Origin of the sequence: Micromonospora sp. MH33, from assembly GCF_003013775.1 — a bacterium.
GTDB lineage: Bacteria > Actinomycetota > Actinomycetes > Mycobacteriales > Micromonosporaceae > Micromonospora > Micromonospora fulviviridis.
The window spans coordinates 1-22,621 of the sequence record NZ_MUYZ01000049.1; the positions used below are offsets into that span (position 1 = coordinate 1).

Sequence of the window (22,621 nt, forward strand, 5' to 3'; positions counted from 1 at the left end):
AGGCCGTGAGCAGCGCCGGGTCCGCGGCGGCCAGCACGGCCGCGCGGAGCTGGCCGTCGACCAGCCGGCGCAGTCGCGCCACTCCCGGCGCGTCCGACCCGGGCAGCAGGGGCCCGCGGTACGCCCGCAGCGCCCCCGCCGGATCGCCGTGTTCCAGCAGTTCGGTGACGGTACGGAAGTCCGCGCGCACGGCCGGCCGCAGCCGGTACGGGCGGGAGTCGAGCAGCTCCTCGCCGAGCGCCCGGCGCAGCCGGGACAGTTCGGCGCGCAGGGTGACCGGGTGCAGCCGGTCGTCGCCGTAGAGGTCGAGGCCGAGCTGTTCCCCGGTGCGCCCCTCGGGGTGGTCGAGGAGCAGCACCAGCAGCTCGCTGTGCCGGCGACCGAGCCGGATCCGGCGGCCGGCCACGCGCAGCTCCGCCTCGTCCCGGCCGAGGGCGGCGACGTGCGGCACGTCGGGTTCGGTGGGGGCGGCGCCGGCCAGGAACGCCTCGGCGGCCCGCGCGGTGGCCCGGACCAGGGCCAGGCTCTGCGGGGTGGCCAGGTGGTCCCCGCCGGTGATGTCGATCGCGCCGAGCAGCCGGCCGGTGGCCGGGTCGTGGATCGGGGCGGCGGCGCAGGTCCAGCGCTGCACCGGCCGGACGAAGTGCTCGGTGGCGAAGATCTGCACGCTGTGGTCGACGGCCAGGGCGGTGCCGGGCGCGTTGGTGCCGGCGTGGGCCTCGTCCCAGCGGGCGCCGGGCACGAAGTTCATCCGCTCGGCGTGCCGGAGCACCCCCGGGTGCCCCTCCACCCAGAGCAGCCGTCCGTCCGCGTCGCAGACCGCCATGAGGTGCGCGCCGTCCTGCGCGATGCCGCCGAGCAGGTCGCGGAAGAGGGGCAGTACGCGGGCCAGCGGGTGGGCGGCCCGGTAGCTCGCCAGCGCGTCGTCGGTGAGGTCGACCGGGGCGGTGGTCTCGGGGTCGAGCAGCGCGGACCGCTCCCACGACCGGCGCACCACGTCGCGGACCCGGCCGGTGGTGGTGCCGGCGGTGAGGAACGCTTCGTGCGCGGCGCCGACCTGCGCGATCCGCTCGGCCGGATCGGCGCCGAATTCCAGGGCGAGCCACGGGTCAGCCATCGGCGACCTCCTCGCGCCCATCGTGACCCAGCTCACCGCCGATCGCCAAGCCGCTCCCGAACTTGTCGTTGAGAAGTTCCATGGCCGGCCGGTTCGCCCAGCTCGTCGCCCCGGTCACCAGGCCGTGGTGGCCACGGCCTGGTCCCGGCGCAGAGCCACCCTGGGGATCAAGCGCCCCGAGTGATCCGGCTCACTCGTCGACCGCCGCCAGCCGGTGGGGCCGGGACGAACGCCCCAGACGGCACGGTGCGAACCTGTGCCGGCCCGCTGACGTGGAGGATTGCTCCGGCGGCGCTTACGGAACCCTTAACTCCTGCCTGGGACCGTAGGCGGGACGGACGAGGGAACACGGGGAGCGGGTAGCGGTGCGGGTGTTGGTGGCGGACGACGAGCGGTTGCTGGCGGACACGGTCGCCGAGGGGCTGCGTCGGTTCTCGATGGCGGTCGACGTCTGCTACGACGGCGACGGCGCGCTGGAGCGGATAGGGGTCAACCGGTACGACGTGGCCGTGCTGGACCGGGACATGCCCGGGGCCACCGGCGACGAGGTGTGCCGCAGCCTCGCCGGGTCCGACGCCGGCACCCGGGTGCTGCTGCTCACCGCCGCCGCCGGCATCCGGGACCGGGTGGCGGGCCTCGGGCTGGGCGCCGACGACTACCTGACCAAGCCGTTCGCCTTCGCCGAGCTGGTGGCCCGGGTGCAGGCGCTGGGCCGACGGTCCGCCCCGGCGGTGCCGCCGGTGCTGGAGCGGCACGGGGTGGTGCTCGACGTGGCCCGGCACACGGTCACCCGGGACGGGCGACCGCTCGGCCTGAGCCCCAAGGAGTTCGCCGTCCTGCACGTGCTCATGCGCGCCGGCGGCTGCGTGGTCAGCGCCGAGGAGCTGCTGGAACAGGCCTGGGACGAGTTCGCCGACCCGTTCACCAACGCGGTACGGGTCACCGTGATGACGCTGCGCAAGAAGCTGGGCCAGCCGTCCGTCATCCACACCGTGCCGAAGGCCGGCTACCGGATCGGCGACCCGGCGTGAACCCCCGCCGTCGCGTCCTGCTGGTCGGGGTGCTCGCCCTGCTCGGCGGTTACCTGCTGCCGGGCCTCGGCAAGTGGCTGTTCGTCCAGGCGTGGTGGCGTGCCCAGGCGTTCTGCGACCTGCGGGTGGTCGGCATGGCGTGCGAGCCGGCCCGCCCGCTCGTCCCGGTGCTGCCCTCGCTGGCCGAGTTCCTGCTCCTCCTGGCCGGTGTGCTCGCCGTCTGGGGCGCGGCCCGCTGGTGCCTGCGCCCGGTGCGCGACCTCGCCGACCCGATCGCCGACCTCGGGCCGCAGAACCTCGGTCACCGGATCCGCCGCGGCGGCCGCGACGAACTGGCCCGGCTCTCCCGCGCCATCGACGACATGATGGACCGGGTCGCGGCCGGCTACGAGGGGCAGCGGCGGTTCGCCGCGAACGCCTCGCACGAGCTGCGTACGCCGCTGGCGGTGCAGCGGACCCTGATCGAGGTCGGCATGGCCCAGTCGCTCACCGGCGAGCAGCTCGACCTGCTCACGGCCCAGCTGCTGGCCACCAACGAGCGCAACGAGCGGCTCATCGAGGGCCTGCTCGCGCTCAGCGAGAGCGACCAGGGGCTGCGCTCCTCCACCCCGCAGCGCCTCGACGAGATCGTCACCACCGTGCTGGCCGCGTACGCGGACCGGGCGGCCGAGGCCGGGGTGACCGTGGAGACCCGGCTGGCGCCCCGGATCGTGCCCGGCGAGCGGGTGCTGCTGGAGCGCCTGGTCGGCAACCTGGTGGAGAACGGAATCAAGTACAACCGGCCGGGCGGCCGGCTCACCGTCACCGTCGGCGAAGACCCCGCGCTGACCGTCACCAACACCGGCCAGGCCGTCCCGGGCGAGGCGGTCGCCGGTCTCTTCGAACCCTTCCGGCGCCTGGCCCGGGACCGGACCAACCAGGGTGGCGGGGCCGGACTCGGCCTGGCCATCGCCCGCTCGATCACCCAGGCGCACGACGGCATCATCGCCGCCCGCCCCGGCGAGGACGGCGGCCTGCGGGTCGACGTCCAGCTACCCGCCGTGCGCTGATCCACCCCCTCCTGACCCTCGGGAGCCGCCGATGCGGCATCCCGCGATGCCACCTGCCCGAAAGGAGAAACCATGTCCCGCAGCCACATCCCGGCCCTGCCGGACCGGGCCCGCGTCGAGGAGGCCGCCCGGTGGCTGTCCGGCCGGGTGGTGCGTACCCCCGTGCTGAACTGCCCGGCGATCGACCGGCTGGCCGGCGCCCGGATCCTGCTGAAGGCGGAGAACCTCCAGGCCGGGGGTTCCTACAAGATGCGCGGCGCGACGCTGGCGGTGGGCCGGCTCGCCGCGGCCGGCCACACCGGGGTGGTCGCCCAGAGCACCGGCAACCACGCGGTGGCGGTGGCGCTGGCGGCCCGCCGGCACGGGCTGGCCGCGACGGTGGTGCTGCCGGTCGATGCGGCGCCGGTCAAGGTGGCCCGGGCCCGGGCGGCCGGGGCGCGGGTGGTCCTCGCCGGCACCACCGTCGAGGAGCGGCTGGCCGCCGCCCGGCAGTTCGCCGCCGCCGACGGCCACCCCCTGATCGACGCGTACGACCACCTGGACGCGCTGGTGGTTCCGGTGGGCGGGGGCGGCGGCGTCGCGGGAGCCTGCCTGGCCGCCGCCGGCACCCCGATCGAGGTGTACGGCGTCGAGCCGGTCGGCTGCGACTCGCTGGCCCGCAGCCTGGCCGCCGGCCGGCCCACCCCGGTCGTCCCGGCGCCCACCATCGCCGACGGGCTGCGCCCGGGCTGCGTCGGCGACCTGCCGTTCGCGGTGGCGCGATCGCCGAGGCGTTCCGGCTGCTCCTGCTGGAGCTGAAGGTCCTCGTCGAGCCGTCCGGAGCGGCCGGGCTGGCCGGCGCCCTGCGGCTGGTGACCGGGTCGGGCGACCCCGACAACGGGTTGCGGGTGGCGTCGCGGCCGGGCGACCCCGACGGCGCGCGACAGCTCGCGGGCCGGCCGGGTGACTCCGAGGGCGCGCCGTGGACCGCGGCACGGCCGGGCGACTCCGGCGGCGGGTTGCCCGAGCGGTACCGGACGGTCGGCGTGGTGCTGACCGGCGGCAATGTCGAGGCGGACCTCGTCGCCCGGTTGGCGACCGGATCCGTCGCCGACCGGGCCCGGATGGAAGGGGTGGCGGCGTGAGCGCTGCGGTTCGGATCGGCGTCCTGTTCGGTGGCCCGTCGGCGGAGCACGAGGTCTCCTGCGCCTCGGCACTCGGCGTGGCCCGGGCCCTGGCCGAGCGGGGCCACCGGGTGGTCGCGCTCGGGATCACCCGCGCCGGCGCGCTGCGGCTGGTGCCGGAACCGGTGCTGGCCGAACGCCGCGGGAGCGTGGCCGCCGGCCGGGCCATCGACGACCGGCTGCCGGTGACCGGGCCCGCGGTGGAGCTGCGCGCCGGGGCGCGCGCCGGCACGGTGGCGGTCACCGCGGCCGACGCCCCGGGCACGGTGCACGCCGAGCTGGACGTGGTCTTCCCGGTGCTGCACGGCCCGTACGGCGAGGACGGCGTGGTGCAGGGGCTGCTCGAATCGCTCGGGGTGCCGTACGTCGGGTGCGGCATCCTCGCCTCCGCCGTCGGCATGGACAAGGTGGCGATGAAGCGGGCGCTGCGGGCCGAGGGGGTGCCGACCACCCCGCACGTCTGGTTCGACGCGCCGACCTGGCGGGCCGCGGAGGACCCGGAGAAGCTGGTCGTCGGGCTGCGCCGGCCGCTGTTCGTGAAGCCGGCCCGGATGGGTTCCTCCATCGGGATCTCGCGGGTGGCCGACGGGGACGACCTGGCGGCGGCGGTCGAGGAGGCGCTCCGGCACGACCACGTGGTGCTGGTCGAGCAGGGGGTGACCGGCCGGGAACTGGAGTGCGGCGTGCTCGGCGGCTGGCGCCCGGAGGCGTCCGCGGTCGGCGAGGTCCGGGTCGCGGGCGGCTGGTTCGACTACCGGCAGAAGTACTTCGGCGACGCGGACCCGATGATCGTCCCGGCGCCGCTGCCCGCCGAGGTCACCGAGCGGATCCGGGAGCTGTCCGTCCGGGCGTTCACGGCGATCGGCGGCTGGGGCCTGGCCCGGGTCGACTTCCTCTACGACGAGACGACCGGCGAGGTGTTCGTCAACGAGCTGAACACCCTGCCCGGCTTCACGGCGCACTCGATGTACCCGAAGGTGTGGGCCGAGTCCGGCGTCGACTACCCCGAGGTGGTGGACCGCCTGGTCGCGCTCGCCTTCGCCCGGCACGCGGCCCGGCCGGCGGGTGCGGCATGATCCTGCTCTCCGATCCCCGGGTCGCGGCGGTGTCCAGCCGGGACGACGGCGATCCGCTGGTCGACCTGCGGGAACTGCCGGAGCTGCGGCTGGACACCCGGGCCGCCGACCCCGCCGGGGCGTACGCCCGGGTGCGGCGCGGGGTCGCGGACCGGCTGCTGGCCGCGCAGCGCGCGCTGCCGGCCGGCCTGCGCCTGCTGGTCGTCGAGGGGTACCGGCCGTACCGGGCGCAGCTCGACATCTTCACCGGCTACCGGGACGAGCTGCGCCGGCGCTACCCGGACTGGTCGGCGGAGCGGCTGCACCGGGAGACCACCAAGTTCGTCTCGCCGGTCGAGGTGGCGCCGCACAGCACCGGCGGCGCGGTCGACCTCACCCTGTGTGACGCCGATGGGATGGAGTTGGAGATGGGCACCGCCCTCGACGCCACCCCGGAGGAGAGCGCCGACGCCTGCTTCACGGCGGCCCGGCACATCCCGGTGAGCGCCTGGCGGAACCGGCAGATCCTGGTGGCCGCGCTGAGCGGGGCGGGGCTGGTGAACTACCCGACCGAGTGGTGGCACTGGTCCTACGGCGACCGGTACTGGGCGCTGCTCACCGGAGCGCCACACACCCGTTACGGTCCGTTGTGATCCGCCGTCCCGGCTGAACGTTCCGGCCCTCCCGTCCGTACCAGGCGTCGAACGATTTCACCGGACGACGGGAGAGACAACGTGAGGGTGCAGCGCAAGCACGTGCTGGCGGCGACCGTGGCACTGGCCGCCTCGGCGGTTGTCGCGGTGGGCACGGGGATGGGCTTCGCGGAGACCGCCCCGGCCGGGCAGTCGGCCTGCGCGGGGTCGGTGACCTTCTCGGCCGAGGGCGGTGCGCCGGCGGCGACCAGCAACCGGTTCCCGGTGGGTACCCGGCTGCGGGTGACCAACCTGGACAACGGCAGGGTGGCGACGGTGACGGTCACCGGGCCGTCCGGAAGTTGCGTGCTGCTCAACGCGGCGGCCATGGACCTGGTCCGCGAGCCGGGCAAGAACGTGATCCGCCGCAACCTGGTCGAACGCCTCGACGGCGGCGCCCCGGTGACCGGCGCGGCCCGGCCCGGTGGCGGCGCCCCGGCCGGCGAGTCCCGGCCGGGCAACGCCCGGCCCGGTGGCACGCCAGTCGCCAGTGTCTGCACCGGGGCGATCACCTTCTCGGCCGAGGGCGGTGCGCCGGCCGCCACCAGCGGCCAGTTCCCGGTGGGCACCCGGCTGCGGGTGACCAACCTGGACAACGGCAGGGTGGCGACCGTGACGGTCACCGGGCCGTCCGGGAGTTGTGTGCTGCTCAACGCGGTGGCCATGGACCTGATCCGGGAACCGGGCAAGAACCTGGTCCGCCGCAACGTGGTGGAGCGGCTGCGCTGACCCGGCACGGCACGGCACGGCACGGCAGGGTGGGTGGCGCGCACCCACCCTGCCGAGGTGCCTCAGGCGATCCGGCGGATCCGGCGGAGGGCCAGGTAGAGCAGGACGGCGGCGAGCGCGACGAAGATGCCGGTCTCGATCCACTGGAACAGCCAGAACCGGTCGGCGGGCTGATAGAGCTGCCAGTTGTACGCGCCGGGCTGGATACCGAGTTCGGACCCGCACTCGCCGCCGCCAGGAGCCCGGGCGCCCGGCGGGCACATGATCTGCGTGTCGGGGGCCACCATCTTCCCGTCCGGGTTGCGCACCCCGCTGGAGAGCACCCAGTTGCCGCGGTCCAGCGGCAGCCGGCCGGCGTCCGTCACGGGGAACTCGGCGGTGCGGGCGGGCTGGTAGTGGGGCCGGGCCAGGACCGCGACGGCGGCCCGGACACCGACGAAGCCGACGAGGGTGATGGTCATGGCCGGCAGCATCCGCCGCCCGAGTGTGCCGGCGAAGATGCCCAGCGCCACCGCGAAAAGGGTGTAGCCGATCGGGGCGACGCCCTGCAGGTCGAAGACGATGAAGCCGAGCCGGCCCTCGCGTGCGGCCTGGGTCAGTGGGGTGACCCACCACGACATGCCCAGCCCGTAGCAGACGGCGACGGTGGTCGTCACCGCGACGACCAGCCCGAACTTCACGAGCGCCCAGTGCCGCCGGCCGATGCCCTGGGTCCAGGCGAACCGGTGGGTGCCCTGCTCCACCTCGCGGGCGACCAGGGGCGCGCCCCAGAAGAGGCCGACCAGCATCGGCAGCACGAGCAGCAGGACGGCGACCAGGTTCAGGCTGCCGTACCGGTTGGTGAACTGGCGGAACGCCCCCTCGCAGGTGTCCGCGGTCGCCGGCGCCACGTCGCTGCGGGCCAGCTCGCGGACGCAGTCGGGCAGCCCGAGGTCGGCGAACGTGTGGCGCATCGAGATGCCGATCGGGACCATGAGCGCGGCCAGCGCCGCGAACCCGATGAGGGTGAACAGCAGCTGCCTGCGGTGCTGCCGCCAGGCCAGGGTGATCACGCCGGCACCTCCCATTCCGTGTGGCTGGCCCTGGTCCCGCCCTCGTCGAGATAGGCCAGGATGACCTCCTCCAGGGTCACGTCGTGCACCGTCCACTCCGGGTCGACCACCCCGTCGACCCGGGCCAGCAGCGTCGACTGGCGCCCGGTGTGGCTGGCCCGGACCACCGCCCCGACCCCGGTGATCGGTTCGCCGGTGTGCCGGGGCCCGACCAGCTGCCGGTGGCCGGCGACCAGCTCGTCGACCGCGCCGACGAGGCGTACCCGGGAGGCGTTCAGGACGATGAGGTGGTCGCAGACTCGCTCGAGGTCGCCGAGCAGGTGCGAGGAGAGCAGCACCGTCGTCCCGGACTCGGCGACGCTGCCCATCAGCGACTGGAGGAACTCGCGGCGGGCCAGCGGGTCGAGGCTGGCGACCGGCTCGTCCAGGAGCAGCAGCCGGGGCCGCTTGGCGAGGGCGAGCGCGAGGGCCACCTGGGCGCGTTGCCCGCCGGAGAGCCGGCCGACCGGCAGCTTCGGCGGGATGCCGAGCTGGGCGAGCCGCTCGCGGGCCAGCGCGCCGTCCCAGCGGCTGTTCATCCGCCCCGTGATGCGGACCAGCTCGGCCGCGGTGAAGTCGCGGTAGAGCGGGGTGTCCTGGGCGACGAAGCCGACCTCCGGCAGCACCGCCGGGTTGTCGTAGGGCGTGCGGTCGAAGACCCGCACCGTGCCGGCGTCCGGCCGGAGCAGGCCGACGGCGAGGTGCAGCAGGGTGCTCTTGCCGGCGCCGTTCGGGCCGACCAGGCCGGCGATCCGGCCGGCGGGCAGCTGGAACGAGCAGTCCTGCAACGCCCAGCGTCGCCCGTAGCGCTTGCCGAGCTGCTCGGCCTCCAGCGCGATCTCCATCTGGTGTCCTCTCATCGGGCCGCGGCGGGCCGGGTGCGGGCCGCCTCGGCGGCGAGCGTCGCCCGCAGGGTGGTCTCGACCAGGGCGGTGACGTCTTCCGAGGTGAGGCCGGCGGCCCGCGCGCGGCGCAGCCAGGCCACCAGCTCCGTGCGCAGCTCGGCCTGCTCGGCCGGGGGCGGGCCGCCGAGGGTACGGCGGACGAACGTGCCGACCCCGGGACGGCCCTCGACCAGACCCTCGATCTCCAGCTCCCGGTACGCCTTCAGCACGGTGTTGGGGTTGATAGCCAGCGCCTGCGCCACCTCGCGGACCTTGGGGAGCTGGTCGCCGGGCGTCAGCAGCCCGACCCGGAGGGCCTGTTTGACCTGCTGGATCAGCTGCACGTACGTGTTCACCTTGGACCGGGCGTCCAACACGAACTCGATCACACGGGACCTGCCCTTCTATTGTCCTACGACAGTAGGACTATAGGACAGGATCGACCCGCTGTGAGGTCCTTCAACCGAGTGTCGGTGGAACACCACGGGCGGCACCTGGGAGATCGACGCCCGTGGTGTTCCACGATCGGGGCTGACCTCGGTCAGCCGAAGGCGGCCTCCAGAATGTCCAGGCCGCGGGCCAGCTCGTCGTCGGAGATGACGAGCGGGGGCAGGAGCCGCAGCACGTTGCCGTAGGTGCCGCAGGTCAGGGTGAGCAGGCCGGCCGCGTGGCAGGCCGCCGAGATCGCCGCCGTGGCGGCCGGATCCGGGGTCAGCGTGCCCGGCTGGACGATCTCCACGGCGAGCATCGCGCCGCGGCCGCGTACCTCGGCGACGCGCGGGTCGCGGGCGGCGATCGCGCGCAGCCGGTCGACCATGACCGTGCCGATCCGCCGGGCGGCGGCGGCCAGGTCCAGCTCGTGCATGGTCTCGATGGCCGCGAGCGCGGCCGCGCAGGCGATCGGGTTGCCGCCGTACGTCCCGCCGAGGCCGCCGACGTGCACCGCGTCCATCAGCTCCGCGCGGCCGGTGACCGCGGCGAGCGGCAGCCCGCCGGCGATGCCCTTGGCCAGGGTGACCAGGTCCGGCTCGACGCCCTCGTGCTGGCAGGCGAACCAGTCGCCGGTCCGGCAGAACCCGGTCTGGATCTCGTCGGCGACGAACACCACCCCGGCGGCGGTCGCCCACTCGCGCAGCGCCGGCAGGAACCCCTCGGCCGGCACCACGAAGCCGCCCTCGCCCTGGATCGGCTCGATCAGCAGGGCCGCCACGTTCTCCGCGCCGACTTGCTTCTCCACCATCTCGATCGCCCGCGCCGCGGCGGTCGCCCCGTCGAGGCCGCCGTCGCGCAGCGGGTACGACATCGGCACCCGGTAGACCTCACCGGCGAACGGCCCGAACCGGTGCTTGTACGGCATGTTCTTCGCGGTCAGCGCCATGGTCAGGTTCGTCCGGCCGTGGTACGCGTGGTCGAAGACCACCACGGCCGGCCGCCCGGTGGCGTGCCGGGCGATCTTCACGGCGTTCTCCACCGCCTCGGCGCCGGAGTTGAACAGCGCCGAGCGCTTCTCGAAGTCGCCCGGGGTCAGCGCGTTGAGCTGCTCGCAGACCGCCACGTACGACTCGTACGGCGCCACCATGAAGCAGGTGTGGGTGAACCGCTCGACCTGCGCCCGCACCGCCTCGACCACCTTCGGGGCGGAGTTGCCCACGTTGGCGACCGCGATGCCGGCCGCGAAGTCGATCCACTGCCGCCCGTCGACGTCGGTGATCGTCCCGCCGCCCGCGTGGTCGACGTAGGAGGTGATCGTGCTGCCGACACCCCGCGCGACGGCTGCCCCGCGGCGCTTGTGCAGTTCCTCGCTCGACAAGGCTCAGCCCTCGATGTTGTGCATGACGTGCTTGATCCGGGTGTAGTCCTCCAGGCTGTAGACCGAGAGGTCCTTACCGTGCCCGGAGTGCTTGAAGCCGCCGTGCGGCATCTCGGAGACGAACGGGATGTGGGTGTTCACCCAGACGCAGCCGAAGTCCAGCCGGCGGGTCATCCGCATGGCCCGGCCGTGGTCCTTCGTCCACACCGAGGCGGAGAGGCCGTAGTCCACGCCGTTGGCCCAGCGCACCGCCTCGTCCTCGTCGGAGAAGCGCTGGACGGTGATGACCGGGCCGAACACCTCGTCCTGGATGATCTCGTCGGCCTGCCGGACCCCGGAGACCACGGTCGGGGCGTAGAAGTAGCCGCGCTCACCGAGCCGGGAGCCGCCCACCTCGACGTTCGCGTGGTCCGGCAGCCGGTCCACGAACCCGCGTACCCGGCTGAGCTGGTTGGCGTTGTTCAGCGGGCCGTAGAGCACGTCCTCGTCGTCCGGCGCGCCGGTCTTCGTGTTGCGGGCCTGCTCGGCGAGGGCGGCCACGAAGTCATCGTGGATGCCCGGGCCGGCGAGCACCCGGGTGGCGGCCGTGCAGTCCTGGCCGGCGTTGAAGTAGCCGCCCACCGCGATCGCCTCGGCCGCCGCCGCCACGTCCGCGTCGTCGAAGATCACCACCGGGGCCTTGCCGCCCAACTCCAGGTGGGTCCGCTTGAGGTCCGGCGCGGCCGCCGCGGCGACCTCCATGCCGGCCCGGGTGGAACCGGTGATCGAGACGAACTGCGGGGTCGGGTGCGAGACCAGGGCCCGGCCGGTGTCCCGGTCGCCGCACACCACGTTGAACACGCCCGGCGGGAAGAACTCGGACGCGATCTCGGCCAGCAGCAGCGTGGACACCGGGGTGGTGTCGGACGGCTTCAGCACCACCGTGTTGCCGGCCGCCAGGGCCGGGGCGATCTTCCAGACCGCCATCATGAGCGGGTAGTTCCAGGGCGTGACCTGGGCGCAGACGCCGATCGGCTCGCGCCGCACGTACGAGGTGTGCCCCGCCATGTACTCACCGGCCGAGCGCCCCTCCAGCAGGCGGGCCGCGCCGGCGAAGAACCGGAACTGGTCCACCGCCGGCGGCAACTCCTCGTCGGCGGTGAGCTGACGGGGCTTGCCGGTGTTGCGGACCTCGGCGTCGACCAGCTCGGCCGCCCGGGACTCCACCGCGTCGGCGAGCTTCAGCAGGGCCTTCTGCCGCTCGCCCGGGGTGGCGTCCCGCCAGGTCTCGAACGCGGCGGCGGCCGCCTTCATGGCCACGTCCACGTCCGCAGCCCCGGAGACCGGCGCCTGGGCGAAGACCTCGCCGGTGCACGGGTCGATCAGGTCGGCGTAGCCGCCGTCCACCGGGTCGACGTACTCGCCGTTGACGAAGTTGCGCAGCTGTTGCTGATCGCTCATCAGAAGTCTCCGAGGGGTGGCCGGGGGGAAGGTCAGCGGAGGTTATCGCAATCTGACTGCCATCTTGGCTACTGAATCCGAGGCAGACAAGGGTTTGGGCAACTGTTTCCGCGCGGCCTTACGTGGTCTACGCTGCCGAACGTGGAGCCGAGAGCCTTCTATGTCGCCGGCCGCCCCGCCCACGGCGAGGGAGAGCTGACCGTCACCCACCCGTACGACGGCCGGACGGTGGGGCGTACCACCCTCGCCACGCCCGACCAGGTCGAAGCCGCCGTCGCGGCAGCCGCCGAGGTGACCGCGGCGGCCGCGGCCCTGCCCGCGCACGCCCGCGCCGCGGCCCTCGACCACGTCTCCCGCCGGCTGGCCGAACGGGCCGACGAGGTCGCCGCCCTGATCACCGCCGAGAACGGCAAGCCGGTGAAATGGGCGAAGGCCGAGGTGGGCCGGGCGGTCTCCACCTTCCGCTGGGCCGCCGAGGAGGCCCGGCGGTTCTCCGGCGAACTGCAGCGCCTGGACACCGACCCGGCGGCCACCGGCCGCATCGCGCTGGTCCGGCGGGTGCCCCGCGGACCCGTGCTGGGCATCGCCCCGTTCAACTTCCCGCTGAACCTGGTCGCGCACAAGGTCGCCCCGGCCATCGCCGTCGGCGCACCCATCGTGGTCAAACCGGCCCCGGCCACCCCGCTCTCCGCGCTGCTGCTCGGCGAGATCCTGGCCGAGACCGAACTGCCCGAGGGGATGTTCTCGGTGCTGCCGCTGCCCAACGAGCGCGCCGCCGAACTCGTCGCCGACCCCCGGCTGCCCGTGGTGTCGTTCACCGGCTCCGGGCCGGTCGGCGCGGCCATCCGCCGGGCCGCCCCCGACAAGCACGTCACCCTGGAGCTCGGCGGCAACGCCGCGGCGGTGATCTGCGAGGACTGGTCGTCGGACGGGGACCTGACCTTCGCCGCGCACCGGATCGCCACCTTCTCCAACTACCAGGCCGGGCAGTCGTGCATCGCCGTGCAGCGGGTGTACGTGCACGATTGGCTCTACGACGGCTTCCTGCCCCGGCTCGTCGCGGCCGTCGAGGAACTGCGCACCGGCGACCCGACCTCCGAGCTGACCGACGTGGGACCGCTGGTCTCCGTCGAAGCGGCGGAACGCGTCGAGGCGTGGGTCGACGAGGCGGTCGCCGCAGGCGCCACCATCGAGGTGGGCGGTCGGCGGGACGGCGCCACCTACCCGCCGACCGTGCTCAGCGGGGTGCCGTCCTCGGCCAAGGTCTGCACCGAGGAGGTGTTCGGGCCGGTGCTGGTGGTCGCCCCGGTCACCGACGACCGCGCCGGGTTCGCCGCCGTCAACGACTCCGCGTACGGGCTGCAGGCCGGGGTGTTCACCCACAACCTGCAAACCGCCTTCCTGGCCTCCCGGACGCTGGAGGTCGGCGGCGTGATCGTGGGGGACGTGCCGTCGTACCGGGCCGACCAGATGCCGTACGGCGGGGTGAAGGGCTCGGGCGTGGGGCGGGAAGGGCTGCGCAGCGCCATGGACGACTACACCGAGCCACGCGTCATGGTCCTGACCGGGGTGAAGCTGTAGCGCCCTTCACCAGGTGCCGTCGTGGCGGACCCGGGCGGGGGCGCGGCCGAGCAGCAGCGTGGTGAGGGCGGCATCGATGTCGGGGCCGAGGAACCACTCGCCGGCCTGGTCGAGGGCGAAGATCCGGCCGTGCTCGTCGACGGCGATGATGCTGTCCCCACGCTCCGTTCCGAGCGGAAACAGGCGGGCGCCCAGCACCGAGCCGAAATCCGCCAGCGTGTCGGCGGTGTGGGCCATGTCCCAGGGACGGATGCCGAACCGGGAGATCCACACCCGCTCACCGGGACCCTGGCGACGGCTTTCCAGACCAGGAAAGGCGGTAAGGGTGGGCATCACGGCAGGGAAGACAGCGTGGCCGTGTCGACTGCCGCTGACCGCCCGGACGTCCCTGACCGCCGCTTCGGCCAACACCTGGTCTCCGAAATGAGGGCGCCAGCCCGCTTCCACGAGCGCGTTCGTGACCTCGGCCGGGAATCGCCCGGGGTCCGGGTCGACCTCAGGGCGGGACCGCCATTCCTCCGTGTAGGCGAGGACTGGCCACGGTAGTGCGGTGAACGCCACCAGGAAGTTCACGCACGAGTCACACGGCACCTTTGCGGGGCCGGCCGCAGGGTCGCCCGGCTCACGGATCCGGAAGAACTCGATCCGGCTGCGGCCGAGGATCGCCTTCGCCTCTTCCAGCGTCAGCCGCGGCAGGCCTTCCGCGGCGCGCCGGTGATCCTGCTCGTGCAGGACGTCCGAGACGACGATCATCTCGGCGTGCCGCTCGCCGCCCCGGACCAGGTGGCCGGGTTGCAGCTCGTCCAGATAGGACTGCACCAGCGGATGGTGGCGCACCTCGATGTCGCCCTTGGCGCCCTGCGCGACGTGCAGGCGGCCGTCGAGGGTGAGGTGGGCCACAGCACCGGGCGTGGGCAGCCGGGTGAGCTCCTGGAGCAGTTGCGCGGCCGGGTCGACCGTGCGCTGCGCGCGGGGCGCTGCCGGTCGGCGCTGCCGGAACATCTCCTCGACGGCGGCGGCCGGCACCCGTGGCCAGGTCGACACCTCTCCGGTCTCCTTGTCGATGACCGTGGTCGGCAGGTCGCCGGGGAGAGCCCGGGCGTCGACGGACACAGTGGACGTGACCAGATAACCCAGGTCGAACTCCTCGACCACCGGAGTGCACGGGAATCCCAGGCGCTCGGAGTCTCGTCGGGCCCAGGCGGCCGCGAGTTGCTCGGCCTGCTGTCGTTCGATCACAGCCTGAAGCTACCGGACCCCACGGATTCCGTGGCGCCCGGTATGGTCATCCCTACTGACGGTGACGGAAGGGGCGGCGGTGGCCGAGAGCGCGGACCGGGACGCGAACCGCGCGCTGCGTGCGCGGTTCGACGAGGTGTACGGCCAGTACCAGCGACTACGGTCCGGTTTGGACGAACTTCAGACCAGGCTCGCGGAGCTGCGGGTGACCGAGCGCTCCGACGACGGCCAGGTGACCGCGGTCGTCGGAGCCCGCAGCGAGCTGATCAGCGTCGAGGTCGCCCCGTCGGTGTTCCACGACCGGGACGCCAGGGCGCTGAGCCGAAAGATCACCGACACCGTGCTGCGGGCGTCCGCGTCCGCGGTCACGGCGACCCGCGAACTGGTCGCCGGATTCCTTCCGCCCGGCTCCCCGTCGGTGGAGTTCCTGCGTACGCATGATTTCGGTGCCCTGCTGGGCCGGGCGGACGCCGTCCTGTCACGGGGAGAGTGACGGCGGTGGCCGACGGGCAGATCTGGCTGGACCCTGACCGGGCCCGGCGCGGCGGCGCCGACCTGGCCCTGGCCGGGGCGGCGGTCACCCTCTCCCGGCGGGAGGCGGGCGACCCCATCGCGGCGGCGAGCGCGCAGCGGCCGTGGGGCCGGGACGACATCGGCGCCGCCTTCGACAAGCACTACCAGGGCTACGCGGAGACCCTGCTGCGGGCGTGGGAGATCCTCGGCCGCTCGATCGAAGGGCTGGGCAGCGACGTGGTGCGTTCCGTCGTTGCGACCGTGGAGACCGACCTGACCAACGCTCGCCAGCTCGGCGAGATCCCGCACCAGCAGCACAACCCGCACCGGCCCTGGCGCTGACCACCGGAGGATCCGCGCGTGAGCATGCTGCCCAGCCCGATCCCGCATCCGCTCGACTACTGCCCATGGGACGTGCCCGGCTGGATCTATGAGGCGCTGGACTGGGTCGTCGGCGTCGAGTGGCCGGAGGGCAACGAACGCGCCGTCTGGGACCTGGCCGACCAGTGGTACGGCGTCGCCGACGTCCTGGCCGGCCCGCGGAACGACGCCACCACCGCCGCTGGCGAGGTCCGCAGCGGGTACGGCGGCGTCGGCCTGGTGGCGCAGGCGTTCGACGTGGCCTGGGGCAAGGTCGCCGACGGCGAGGACGCGCCGCTGCACGTCCTGGTGGCGGCCACCGGCGAGCTGGGCAGGCTGGTCGACTCGTGCGGCTGCGACATCGAGGGCGCCAAGCTGGAGGCCTGGATCGAGCTGGGCATCCTGGTCGTCGAGCTGCTCTCGCTCGCGGTGGCCACGGTGCTGACGATGGGCGCCGCCTCACCGGCGGCCGGCGCCGCGATCACGGCCAGTCGGGTCGTCGTGCAGCAGATCTTCAAGCGGCTGGTGGCCCAGCTGGCCCGCAAGGCGGTGAAGGAAGGGCTGAAGGAGGCCGGCGAACGGGCCGCGAAGGAAGTCGTCAAGAGCGGTGCGCGCGGGCTCGCCCGCCGGGCTGTGCTCGCCGGGCTGGTCGAGGCGGGGCAGGAGGCCGGCACCAGCCTGGCGACCCAGGCGTACCAGAACTCGACCGGCCGCCGGGACGGCCTGGACCTGACCGACGTGGGCATGTCGGGGCTCGGTGGCTTCGCCGGTGGTGCGGCGGCGCCGCTGGCCGGCCTCGGGCGGCACGCGCACGGGCGGTTCGCCCAGATCGGTGAGCGCTTCGGCCGGGAGATGGCCGGTGAGACCCTGGCCGAGAGCGCGGCGGGGCTCGCCACCGGTCAGGACCTGTCGCTGGAGGACCTGGCCCGGGCCGCGGCCTCCGGCGCCAGCGGCTCCGCCACCGGACAGGCCGACAGCGCCCTGCACCACCGGCTCGACGGGAAGTTGGCCGGCCTTCCCATGCAGCCGGTGGCCCTGGGGCTCCCGCCGTCCGGCGACGCGACCGGCCTCATCCCTCCCCAGCGAGTACCGGATCCGGCCCCGCCGCTCGGGGAATCCGGCCTCGGACCGGTGCTTCAACCTGCGACGGCGGATTCGCCCTCGGCGTCGAACCCTCCGTCGTCGCTCGTCGGCGATGGGCCGGCTCCGGTGCACCTCCCGTCCGTCGAGGTGGGGCAGGCCGCGTCCGGCGTCGGTGCTTCCCCACCTCACCGGATGGATGCGGAGGTGACGACGAGCCCTCCGAGCGCCGAGGTGACGACGAGCTCAGCGCTGGTGGAAGCCTCAGCGAGCCCGACGCTCTCGTCCATGACCGTCGACGCGCCCGTCACGGGCTCACCCGTAACCGGCGTTACCGAGCTGAGGCCTGGTCCGGTCAACGCTCCGACGGCGACCGACATCGGTGCACCGAATCAGGCGACGCCGGTGCAGGCGGCGACGGCCGTGGGCTCACAGGTCACCGCTACTCCCCAATCGAACGGGCTGGTGTCGATGCCGCCGGACCGCTCGGCGATCGGTGCCGTAAGCCCGCCCGGACCGGTGGCCGGTCCACCGGCGCATTCGCACGTCGCGTCGGCTGCCAGTCCGGTGACCGCGCCGCCGGCCACCGGGCCGGACGCCCGACCCACGCCGAGTCCCCGATTTCCGCTGTTGGAGGCGCTCGCCCCGCAGCGTCCTGCGGCTGATCCGCCGACGTTTCCCGGCCCCTTCAAGCCGCTACCGCCGCCGCGTCGGAGCAGTCAGGACGATCAGGCCGCGCGGTTGGCAGCCGGCCGGGAAACCCTGGAGAGACTTCGCTACGAACGCAATCTTCAGGAACAACGGCAGTGGTACGACGAAGGCCGGCGGCAGCAGGAGGCGGAATGGCTGCGTGTCCGAGCCGACCAATTCCACCGGGCAGCCGGCGAATACGGTGAGCGGGCGTTCCAGCTGCATCAGGCAGGCCACCAGCTACTCGCGCAGCGGTGGCAACAGGCCGCTAGCGAAGCCAGCACGGAGGCCTACGACCTGCGCGAGCTGGCCGAACAGGTCCTCGCCGGCTCAGTATCGCCGACCGAGGTGATGGTCGAGGACGACCTCGACTTCTACCGGATCAATGACGATGTCGCCGACCTCGCGCTGGGTGCCGTGGAGACCCCGGACCGCTCGGCCCTCACCGGTCACGGCCATCCACCGCCGATCGACCGCTCCCGCCGGTACGGCGTACGAGGCGGACTCCGGCCACCGCTCGCGCTGCACCAGACCGACCTGGAGCGACAGATGCCGCGTAATCCCGACGGCAGTGTGGTGCGGACCGCCGATCCCCGCCAGGGCGGATGGTTCCGGCTGGCGAACGACGGTGGACCCGCCGCCGACGCCACCCGGGGCATCAACTGCCTGGACTGCACGTTGTCGCTCTTCGAGACCTGGATGCACGGCCGGCCGCGGGTCTCCGCGCCGCGGACCTTCGACGGCTATCTGCTGGGTGACGTCCGCCAGCCGGTGGGCGGCGAGGCGGACGGACCTCGCCGGGTCGAGGAGATCACCGGCGGTCGGTTCCAGAATCTGTGCCCTACTGCCCTGCCGGGCGTCCCCGATCCCGAGACGCGCGACATGATCGAGGACGGTTACCGCGACCTGCAGGCGCAGCTGTTGGCGGGTGGCCACGGCAGCTACGCCTTCCTCATCACTGCGCTGGAGGGTGGCGGCTCACACGCCTGGGTGGCGCTGAACCAGAACGGCACGGTCCTCTACCTCGACCCACAAACAGGCCGGATCGGCAACCATCCGCTCTACTCCCACTGCGGTATCCGGGGTCCCCACAACGTGGTGGGTGTCGACGCGCTGGTGCTCGGCCCCGACGGCCGGCCGATGCCGCTCGCAGACCGGCCGCCGGGTGACTACAACGTCCTGCCCGATCCGCTGGAACGACCGGCGCCACCCCGACCCCTCGAACCGCCGCCGCCACCCGACGACGGGAATGCCCCGGACTTCAACCACGTCCACCTGCTCGGCGAATCCACCACCTTCCACCGACCCGACGGCACTTCGTTCCCCGCGAGGGCTCCCGACGCGGAGCCGGATGCGGTCCAGCTGTGGAACGCGCATCGCGACGCGCACGCCGACCGGATCGCCGCCGGGCTGTACGTCCGGGATGCGCTGGCCGCGAGCGGAAACCTGGACGAGGTCTTCGCCGCCGGGGTGACGCCGGTCGAGCTGGCGCAACACCTCGACGGGCCGACGCTGCAACGGCTGGTACCGGAGCTGGAGCCGGCGGCGGCCGACGACCTGACGCGGCTGCTCGCCGACCCGCGCGTCAGGCAGATGCTCGACCAGACCTGGGAGGCGCCACCGAGGGGCGAGGAGCTGCTGGCCGAGACCCTGGTACGGCAGCTCGCGCAGCGGCCCGACCTGGTTCGCATGATCCTGTCGACCCCGGAACTCGCCAACTCGCTGATCGCCCGCCCGGTCACCCTCCACCACCTGGCCAACCACCAAGAGGCGATCAACGTGCTGGGCGACGTCCTGAACGACATCGCAGCGCGTGGGCCCGGCGCTGTGATCACACCGCAGACGACGAAGCCATTACCCACGCCCGTGACCGAGCATGAGCGCCGGATCACTGCTGCGATCGCGAGCCGCGGACAATCGAACGTGCAACTGGGTTTTGACAACTCCCGGCGTGATGACGAGACCTACCGGCTCGCCTACGTCGATCAGCTCTATGTCGATGCAACTATGGCGCAACGGGAACTAACCGAACTTGCCATCGCTGTAGCCGGCGACGATGGACAACCCGCCTGGAGAACAGAGCCCAAGAGCAGGGAACGGGTTCTGGACAAGCTCGTGGAGTACGAGAATGACGCGTCCGAGCTGAAGGATCTGGCGGGCGCCAAGGTGCAGTTCCACAGACTCGATGACATCTACCGAGCCTTGGCGCGACTGGCCGCCGACCCGGAGGTGGTGATCGTCCATATCAAGGATCGATTCCTCAAACCGCAGCAGAGTGGCTATCGCGACGTGCTGTTGAACCTCCGCATGTCCAACGGCCATGTTGCGGAGCTTCGGCTGCAACTGGCTTCGCTGGACGACGTCGCGGAGTGGGAGCATGCCCTGTACGAGGTTCGGCGTGATCTTGAGGTGATCTCCGAAGCTGACGACCGACCATTGACCGAAGGTGAGCGAGCTATCCGGGACGGATTGTTGCGACGGGCGCAGGACATCTATTGGCAAGCACTGAATGGGACGATCGGGGAGGTGCCACCGCGATGAGCCAGGAGAGAGGCTTGGTCCTGCCGAAATTCTTTAACTACTACGAATCTCCTCTGAAACTGGTCGAGACCGACGACGGCGGCGTTGCTGGATGGCGGCTGTCCAAGGACACAGGTGGCTGGAAGGCCGCGAACAACCTGATCGACAAGGTGCTCTTCGTTGGCGGCGACGAGGTCAACGAGCTATCGCGCGAGGAGTTCGTTCAGCTCACAGAGCACGACCGTGGCCGCTACCTCCGTGGTGAAGGACCGGTCTTTGCTCTCTACGAGACTGTGAGGGCCATCGAGGAGACCTTGGGCCGTGAGCGACGCTACCCGACGCTTGAAGAGCAGGCGCTGATCACCGGTATCCGGCGGCGGACTTTCGTGATGTTCGAGGAGCAGCTTAAGCAGGCCGGCGACCCCGGCGCCGACCCCACCATCGCCACAGCCGCCTCCTGATGCCGCCAGAAACGCCTCGGTGACCGCCGATCCAAGCGCGAAGCTCTGAGCATGTCTGACGCGCACACCAGCATCGGGACCGGCCGGCCATGACGGGCGGGGGAGTGCCCTACCGGCCACCGGCGGACGTGGCGGAGGCGCTGCGCGTACAGGAGGAGTTGCGGTCCCGGGTCGACCTGGTCGGGCCGGGACCGACCGCGCCCGCGACGGTGGCCGGGCTGGACGTCGCCTACGCGGAGAGTGATGACCGACTGGCAGCGGCCGTCACGGTGCTGGACGCGGCGACCCTCGCCGTGGTCGACGAGGCGGTGAGCGTGGGCCGGCCGGCGTTCGACTACGTGCCGGGGCTGTTCGCCTTCCGTGAGCTGCCGGCGTTGCTGGCGGCGCTGGAGCGGTTGGCCGTCCGGCCCGACCTGCTGGTCTGCGACGGGCACGGGCTGGCGCATCCGCGCCGGTTCGGGCTGGCCTGCCACCTCGGGCTGGTGACCGGGCTGCCGGCGATCGGGGTGGGAAAGACGCCGCTGGTCGGGGTCTGGGATGAGCCTGCGCCGCAGCGGGGCGCCTGGACACCGCTGCGAGACGGCGGTGAGGTGGTGGGCCGCGTACTGCGGACCCGGGACGGGGTGAAGCCGGTCTTCGTCAGCGTCGGGCACCGGATGAGCCTGGACAACGCGGTCGACCGGGTGCTGGCGTTGACGCCTCACTATCGGCTGCCGGAGACCACCCGCACGGCCGACCGGCTCTGCCGCCGTGCGCTCGCCGACGCTGACCGCCGAGCCGCCGCACCGGCCGGCAACGGCGACCCGGCGGCGAGCGCCTGACGGCCAGCGGCCGCACCGCCCGCAACGGCGACCCGACCGCGCACCTGACGGTCGGGTCGCCGCACGGCAGGCGTCGACCTTGCCGCGCGCGCCGATGTGAATCTTGGACAGTTGCCGTTCGTGACGAACGGTAGGTGTCCAAGATCTCCTGCCGCGTCATCGGCCCACCACGACCGCCGGGCAACGGGGACCCCGCCGCGAGGGCTGGAAGTGATCATGCGGGCGGGCCGGGCTGCGGCGAGGATGGTGCGGTGCCCCGGGGTGTCGCGGCACACATGCGGAGTGCTCAATGGGCGGGTGCCCCTCCGGCCCGGTAGTAACCTGACCGGCGGATCCCGTCCGGGGTGGAAACGGTGAGGTGGAGATGTCGGTGAGGCGGCACGCGGCGCGGTGGGCCACGGTCGGCGCGATGCTGGGCGGCCTGGTGGCCGGCGCGGCATCCCCGGCGCTGGCCGCCGACGACCGGGTGGAGGTGCGCTCGGCGAGCAGCTTCACGGCCGGTGGCTCGGCGGGCACGGTGGCGGTCGAGGTGCGCAAGCGCACCGAGGGCTGCGTACTGCTTCGGACCGCGCTCGGGCTCCGGCTCGACGGTCTGCGGGCGGACCAGGTCCAGGTGCAGGTGGCCACCGGCGGCCGGTGGGTGCCGGTGCCGGTCTCCGGCGGTGGCGGCGCGGTCGCCACGGCGCAGACCTCACCCGCCGACCCGGCCCTGTGCAAGGGCAAGGGGATCACGGTCCGCTACCGGGTGACCTTCCTGGCCGGCACGGCCGGCGGGCGGTTGGCCGTGGCCGGCGAGGCGAGCGCCGCGAACGGCCGGGTACTCGGCCGGTCCGCCACCGCGGCCCGGGTGGTGGGCGCGGAGCGCACCGCCAGCCCCAGCCCGACGCCGTCCCGCAAGCCCTCACCGACCCCCACCCCGAGCGCCGTCGCGACCACGCCGGCCGAGGCCGACACCGCCTCGGCGGTGGCCGCCGCCCTCGACCCGGCCGCCGGTCCCGCTGCCGCGCAGCAGCACGACCTACCGTTCGGGCGCGCCTGCCGGTCAGGTGTACGGGCAGCAACCGGCCGCCCCGGCGCCCCGCCCGGCCGGGAACGTCTACGGCGCCCCCGCGGCCGACGGGCCGGACGGCGAGCCGCCGGCCGCCGCGGGCGGCGACGCCACCACTGTGCTGCCCCGCATGCCCCGCTGAACGGGGACCCGGCCGGTCGCCGGGGTTACGGTGACGATGGGTGACGGCGACCTGATCGGGTCGCCGCGCACCGGCCGCTCGGTGCCGAGATGTGGCACGGTGCCC

At 73.2% G+C, this 22,621-nt stretch carries 22 protein-coding genes; 14 read left to right on the forward strand and 8 right to left on the reverse strand.

Annotated features, from left to right (window positions below):
• On the reverse strand, positions 1 to 1,117 hold a 1,117-nt coding region (locus tag B0E53_RS10935), incomplete at its 3' end, for a GAF domain-containing protein (protein WP_107075941.1).
• Positions 1,110 to 1,235: a hypothetical protein gene (locus tag B0E53_RS40100; protein WP_281492852.1), complete on the reverse strand. Its 126-nt coding sequence runs from the start codon at positions 1,233 to 1,235 to the stop codon at positions 1,110 to 1,112. The genes B0E53_RS10935 and B0E53_RS40100, both read right to left, overlap by 8 nt.
• Before the next feature lie 247 nt (positions 1,236 to 1,482).
• Here B0E53_RS40100 and B0E53_RS10940 point away from each other — a divergent pair, with 247 nt between their 5' ends.
• From B0E53_RS10940 to B0E53_RS10965, 7 genes are all read left to right on the forward strand, one after another.
• Positions 1,483 to 2,148 (forward strand): response regulator transcription factor, encoded by a 666-nt coding sequence (locus B0E53_RS10940; protein WP_107075942.1) that lies wholly within the window; start codon positions 1,483 to 1,485, stop codon positions 2,146 to 2,148.
• A complete protein-coding gene (locus B0E53_RS10945; protein ID WP_107075943.1) occupies positions 2,145 to 3,197 on the forward strand; it encodes a HAMP domain-containing sensor histidine kinase in 1,053 nt (350 codons plus the stop codon). The genes B0E53_RS10940 and B0E53_RS10945 overlap by 4 nt, the downstream gene beginning before the upstream one ends.
• Before the next feature lie 72 nt (positions 3,198 to 3,269).
• Entirely contained in the window at positions 3,270 to 3,995 is a 726-nt protein-coding gene (locus B0E53_RS10950; protein WP_246835337.1) for a pyridoxal-phosphate dependent enzyme, read from the forward strand.
• Positions 3,996 to 4,048: 53 nt separating this feature from the next.
• Positions 4,049 to 4,321, forward strand: coding sequence for a hypothetical protein (locus B0E53_RS39260; protein WP_246835338.1), 273 nt, complete (start codon positions 4,049 to 4,051; stop codon positions 4,319 to 4,321).
• Positions 4,318 to 5,436 (forward strand): D-alanine--D-alanine ligase family protein, encoded by a 1,119-nt coding sequence (locus B0E53_RS10955; protein ID WP_107075944.1) that lies wholly within the window; start codon positions 4,318 to 4,320, stop codon positions 5,434 to 5,436. The genes B0E53_RS39260 and B0E53_RS10955 overlap by 4 nt, the downstream gene beginning before the upstream one ends.
• Entirely contained in the window at positions 5,433 to 6,068 is a 636-nt protein-coding gene (locus B0E53_RS10960) for a M15 family metallopeptidase (RefSeq protein WP_107075945.1), read from the forward strand. The genes B0E53_RS10955 and B0E53_RS10960 overlap by 4 nt, the downstream gene beginning before the upstream one ends.
• A gap of 81 nt (positions 6,069 to 6,149) precedes the next feature.
• Positions 6,150 to 6,836: a hypothetical protein gene (locus B0E53_RS10965; RefSeq protein ID WP_107075946.1), complete on the forward strand. Its 687-nt coding sequence runs from the start codon at positions 6,150 to 6,152 to the stop codon at positions 6,834 to 6,836.
• Positions 6,837 to 6,898: 62 nt separating this feature from the next.
• On the opposite strand, the gene B0E53_RS10970 is transcribed toward B0E53_RS10965, so the two are convergent.
• From B0E53_RS10970 to B0E53_RS10990, 5 genes are all read right to left on the reverse strand, one after another.
• A complete protein-coding gene (locus B0E53_RS10970) occupies positions 6,899 to 7,888 on the reverse strand; it encodes a transporter (protein WP_107075965.1) in 990 nt (329 codons plus the stop codon).
• Positions 7,885 to 8,772, reverse strand: a complete 888-nt coding sequence (locus tag B0E53_RS10975; protein ID WP_107075947.1) for an ABC transporter ATP-binding protein — start codon at positions 8,770 to 8,772, stop codon at positions 7,885 to 7,887. The genes B0E53_RS10970 and B0E53_RS10975 overlap by 4 nt, the downstream gene beginning before the upstream one ends.
• Positions 8,773 to 8,783: 11 nt before the next feature.
• Positions 8,784 to 9,200, reverse strand: coding sequence for a GntR family transcriptional regulator (locus tag B0E53_RS10980; protein WP_107075948.1), 417 nt, complete (start codon positions 9,198 to 9,200; stop codon positions 8,784 to 8,786).
• 152 nt (positions 9,201 to 9,352) lie between these two features.
• Positions 9,353 to 10,621: a 4-aminobutyrate--2-oxoglutarate transaminase gene (gene gabT, locus B0E53_RS10985; RefSeq protein ID WP_107075949.1), complete on the reverse strand. Its 1,269-nt coding sequence runs from the start codon at positions 10,619 to 10,621 to the stop codon at positions 9,353 to 9,355.
• Between the two features lie 3 nt (positions 10,622 to 10,624).
• Positions 10,625 to 12,061: a gamma-aminobutyraldehyde dehydrogenase gene (locus B0E53_RS10990; protein ID WP_107075950.1), complete on the reverse strand. Its 1,437-nt coding sequence runs from the start codon at positions 12,059 to 12,061 to the stop codon at positions 10,625 to 10,627.
• Positions 12,062 to 12,202: 141 nt separating this feature from the next.
• Here B0E53_RS10990 and B0E53_RS10995 point away from each other — a divergent pair, with 141 nt between their 5' ends.
• Positions 12,203 to 13,642: an aldehyde dehydrogenase family protein gene (locus B0E53_RS10995; RefSeq protein WP_107075951.1), complete on the forward strand. Its 1,440-nt coding sequence runs from the start codon at positions 12,203 to 12,205 to the stop codon at positions 13,640 to 13,642.
• 6 nt (positions 13,643 to 13,648) lie between these two features.
• Here B0E53_RS10995 and B0E53_RS11000 read toward each other — a convergent pair whose 3' ends face one another.
• Positions 13,649 to 14,881, reverse strand: a complete 1,233-nt coding sequence (locus B0E53_RS11000; RefSeq protein WP_107075952.1) for an SUKH-3 domain-containing protein — start codon at positions 14,879 to 14,881, stop codon at positions 13,649 to 13,651.
• 79 nt (positions 14,882 to 14,960) lie between these two features.
• Here B0E53_RS11000 and B0E53_RS11005 point away from each other — a divergent pair, with 79 nt between their 5' ends.
• The 6 genes from B0E53_RS11005 to B0E53_RS11030 all read left to right on the forward strand — a co-directional run bounded on the left by B0E53_RS11005 (position 14,961) and on the right by B0E53_RS11030 (position 22,560).
• Positions 14,961 to 15,374, forward strand: coding sequence for a YbaB/EbfC family nucleoid-associated protein (locus B0E53_RS11005; protein WP_107075953.1), 414 nt, complete (start codon positions 14,961 to 14,963; stop codon positions 15,372 to 15,374).
• Positions 15,375 to 15,379: 5 nt separating this feature from the next.
• Positions 15,380 to 15,736, forward strand: a complete 357-nt coding sequence (locus B0E53_RS11010; protein WP_107075966.1) for a hypothetical protein — start codon at positions 15,380 to 15,382, stop codon at positions 15,734 to 15,736.
• A 24-nt stretch (positions 15,737 to 15,760) separates the two neighbouring features.
• Positions 15,761 to 20,065 (forward strand): toxin glutamine deamidase domain-containing protein, encoded by a 4,305-nt coding sequence (locus B0E53_RS11015; RefSeq protein WP_246835341.1) that lies wholly within the window; start codon positions 15,761 to 15,763, stop codon positions 20,063 to 20,065.
• Positions 20,062 to 20,505: a hypothetical protein gene (locus tag B0E53_RS11020; protein ID WP_107075955.1), complete on the forward strand. Its 444-nt coding sequence runs from the start codon at positions 20,062 to 20,064 to the stop codon at positions 20,503 to 20,505. Before B0E53_RS11015 ends, B0E53_RS11020 begins: the two co-directional genes overlap by 4 nt.
• Before the next feature lie 89 nt (positions 20,506 to 20,594).
• The gene (gene nfi / locus B0E53_RS11025) at positions 20,595 to 21,326 is read left to right on the forward strand and encodes a deoxyribonuclease V (RefSeq protein ID WP_107075956.1); all 732 of its coding nucleotides are present in this window, start codon (positions 20,595 to 20,597) and stop codon (positions 21,324 to 21,326) included.
• Between the two features lie 370 nt (positions 21,327 to 21,696).
• Positions 21,697 to 22,560 carry a hypothetical protein gene (locus B0E53_RS11030; RefSeq protein WP_246835339.1) on the forward strand — a complete coding sequence of 288 codons (864 nt, stop codon included), beginning with the start codon at positions 21,697 to 21,699 and terminating at the stop codon, positions 22,558 to 22,560.
• The last annotated feature ends 61 nt before the right edge of the window (positions 22,561 to 22,621 follow it).

Bases quoted from the DNA above. Each gene is read 5' to 3' on its own strand.
- B0E53_RS10950 (WP_246835337.1), top strand. From the start codon at position 3,270: ATGTCCCGCAGCCACATCCCGGCCCTGCCGGACCGGGCCCGCGTCGAG.
- B0E53_RS10960 (WP_107075945.1), top strand. From the start codon at position 5,433: ATGATCCTGCTCTCCGATCCCCGGGTCGCGGCGGTGTCCAGCCGGGAC.
- B0E53_RS10975 (WP_107075947.1), bottom strand. From the start codon at position 8,772: ATGGAGATCGCGCTGGAGGCCGAGCAGCTCGGCAAGCGCTACGGGCGA.
- B0E53_RS10990 (WP_107075950.1), bottom strand. From the start codon at position 12,061: ATGAGCGATCAGCAACAGCTGCGCAACTTCGTCAACGGCGAGTACGTC.
- B0E53_RS11015 (WP_246835341.1), top strand. From the start codon at position 15,761: ATGCTGCCCAGCCCGATCCCGCATCCGCTCGACTACTGCCCATGGGAC.
- B0E53_RS11020 (WP_107075955.1), top strand. From the start codon at position 20,062: ATGAGCCAGGAGAGAGGCTTGGTCCTGCCGAAATTCTTTAACTACTAC.
- nfi (WP_107075956.1), top strand. From the start codon at position 20,595: ATGACGGGCGGGGGAGTGCCCTACCGGCCACCGGCGGACGTGGCGGAG.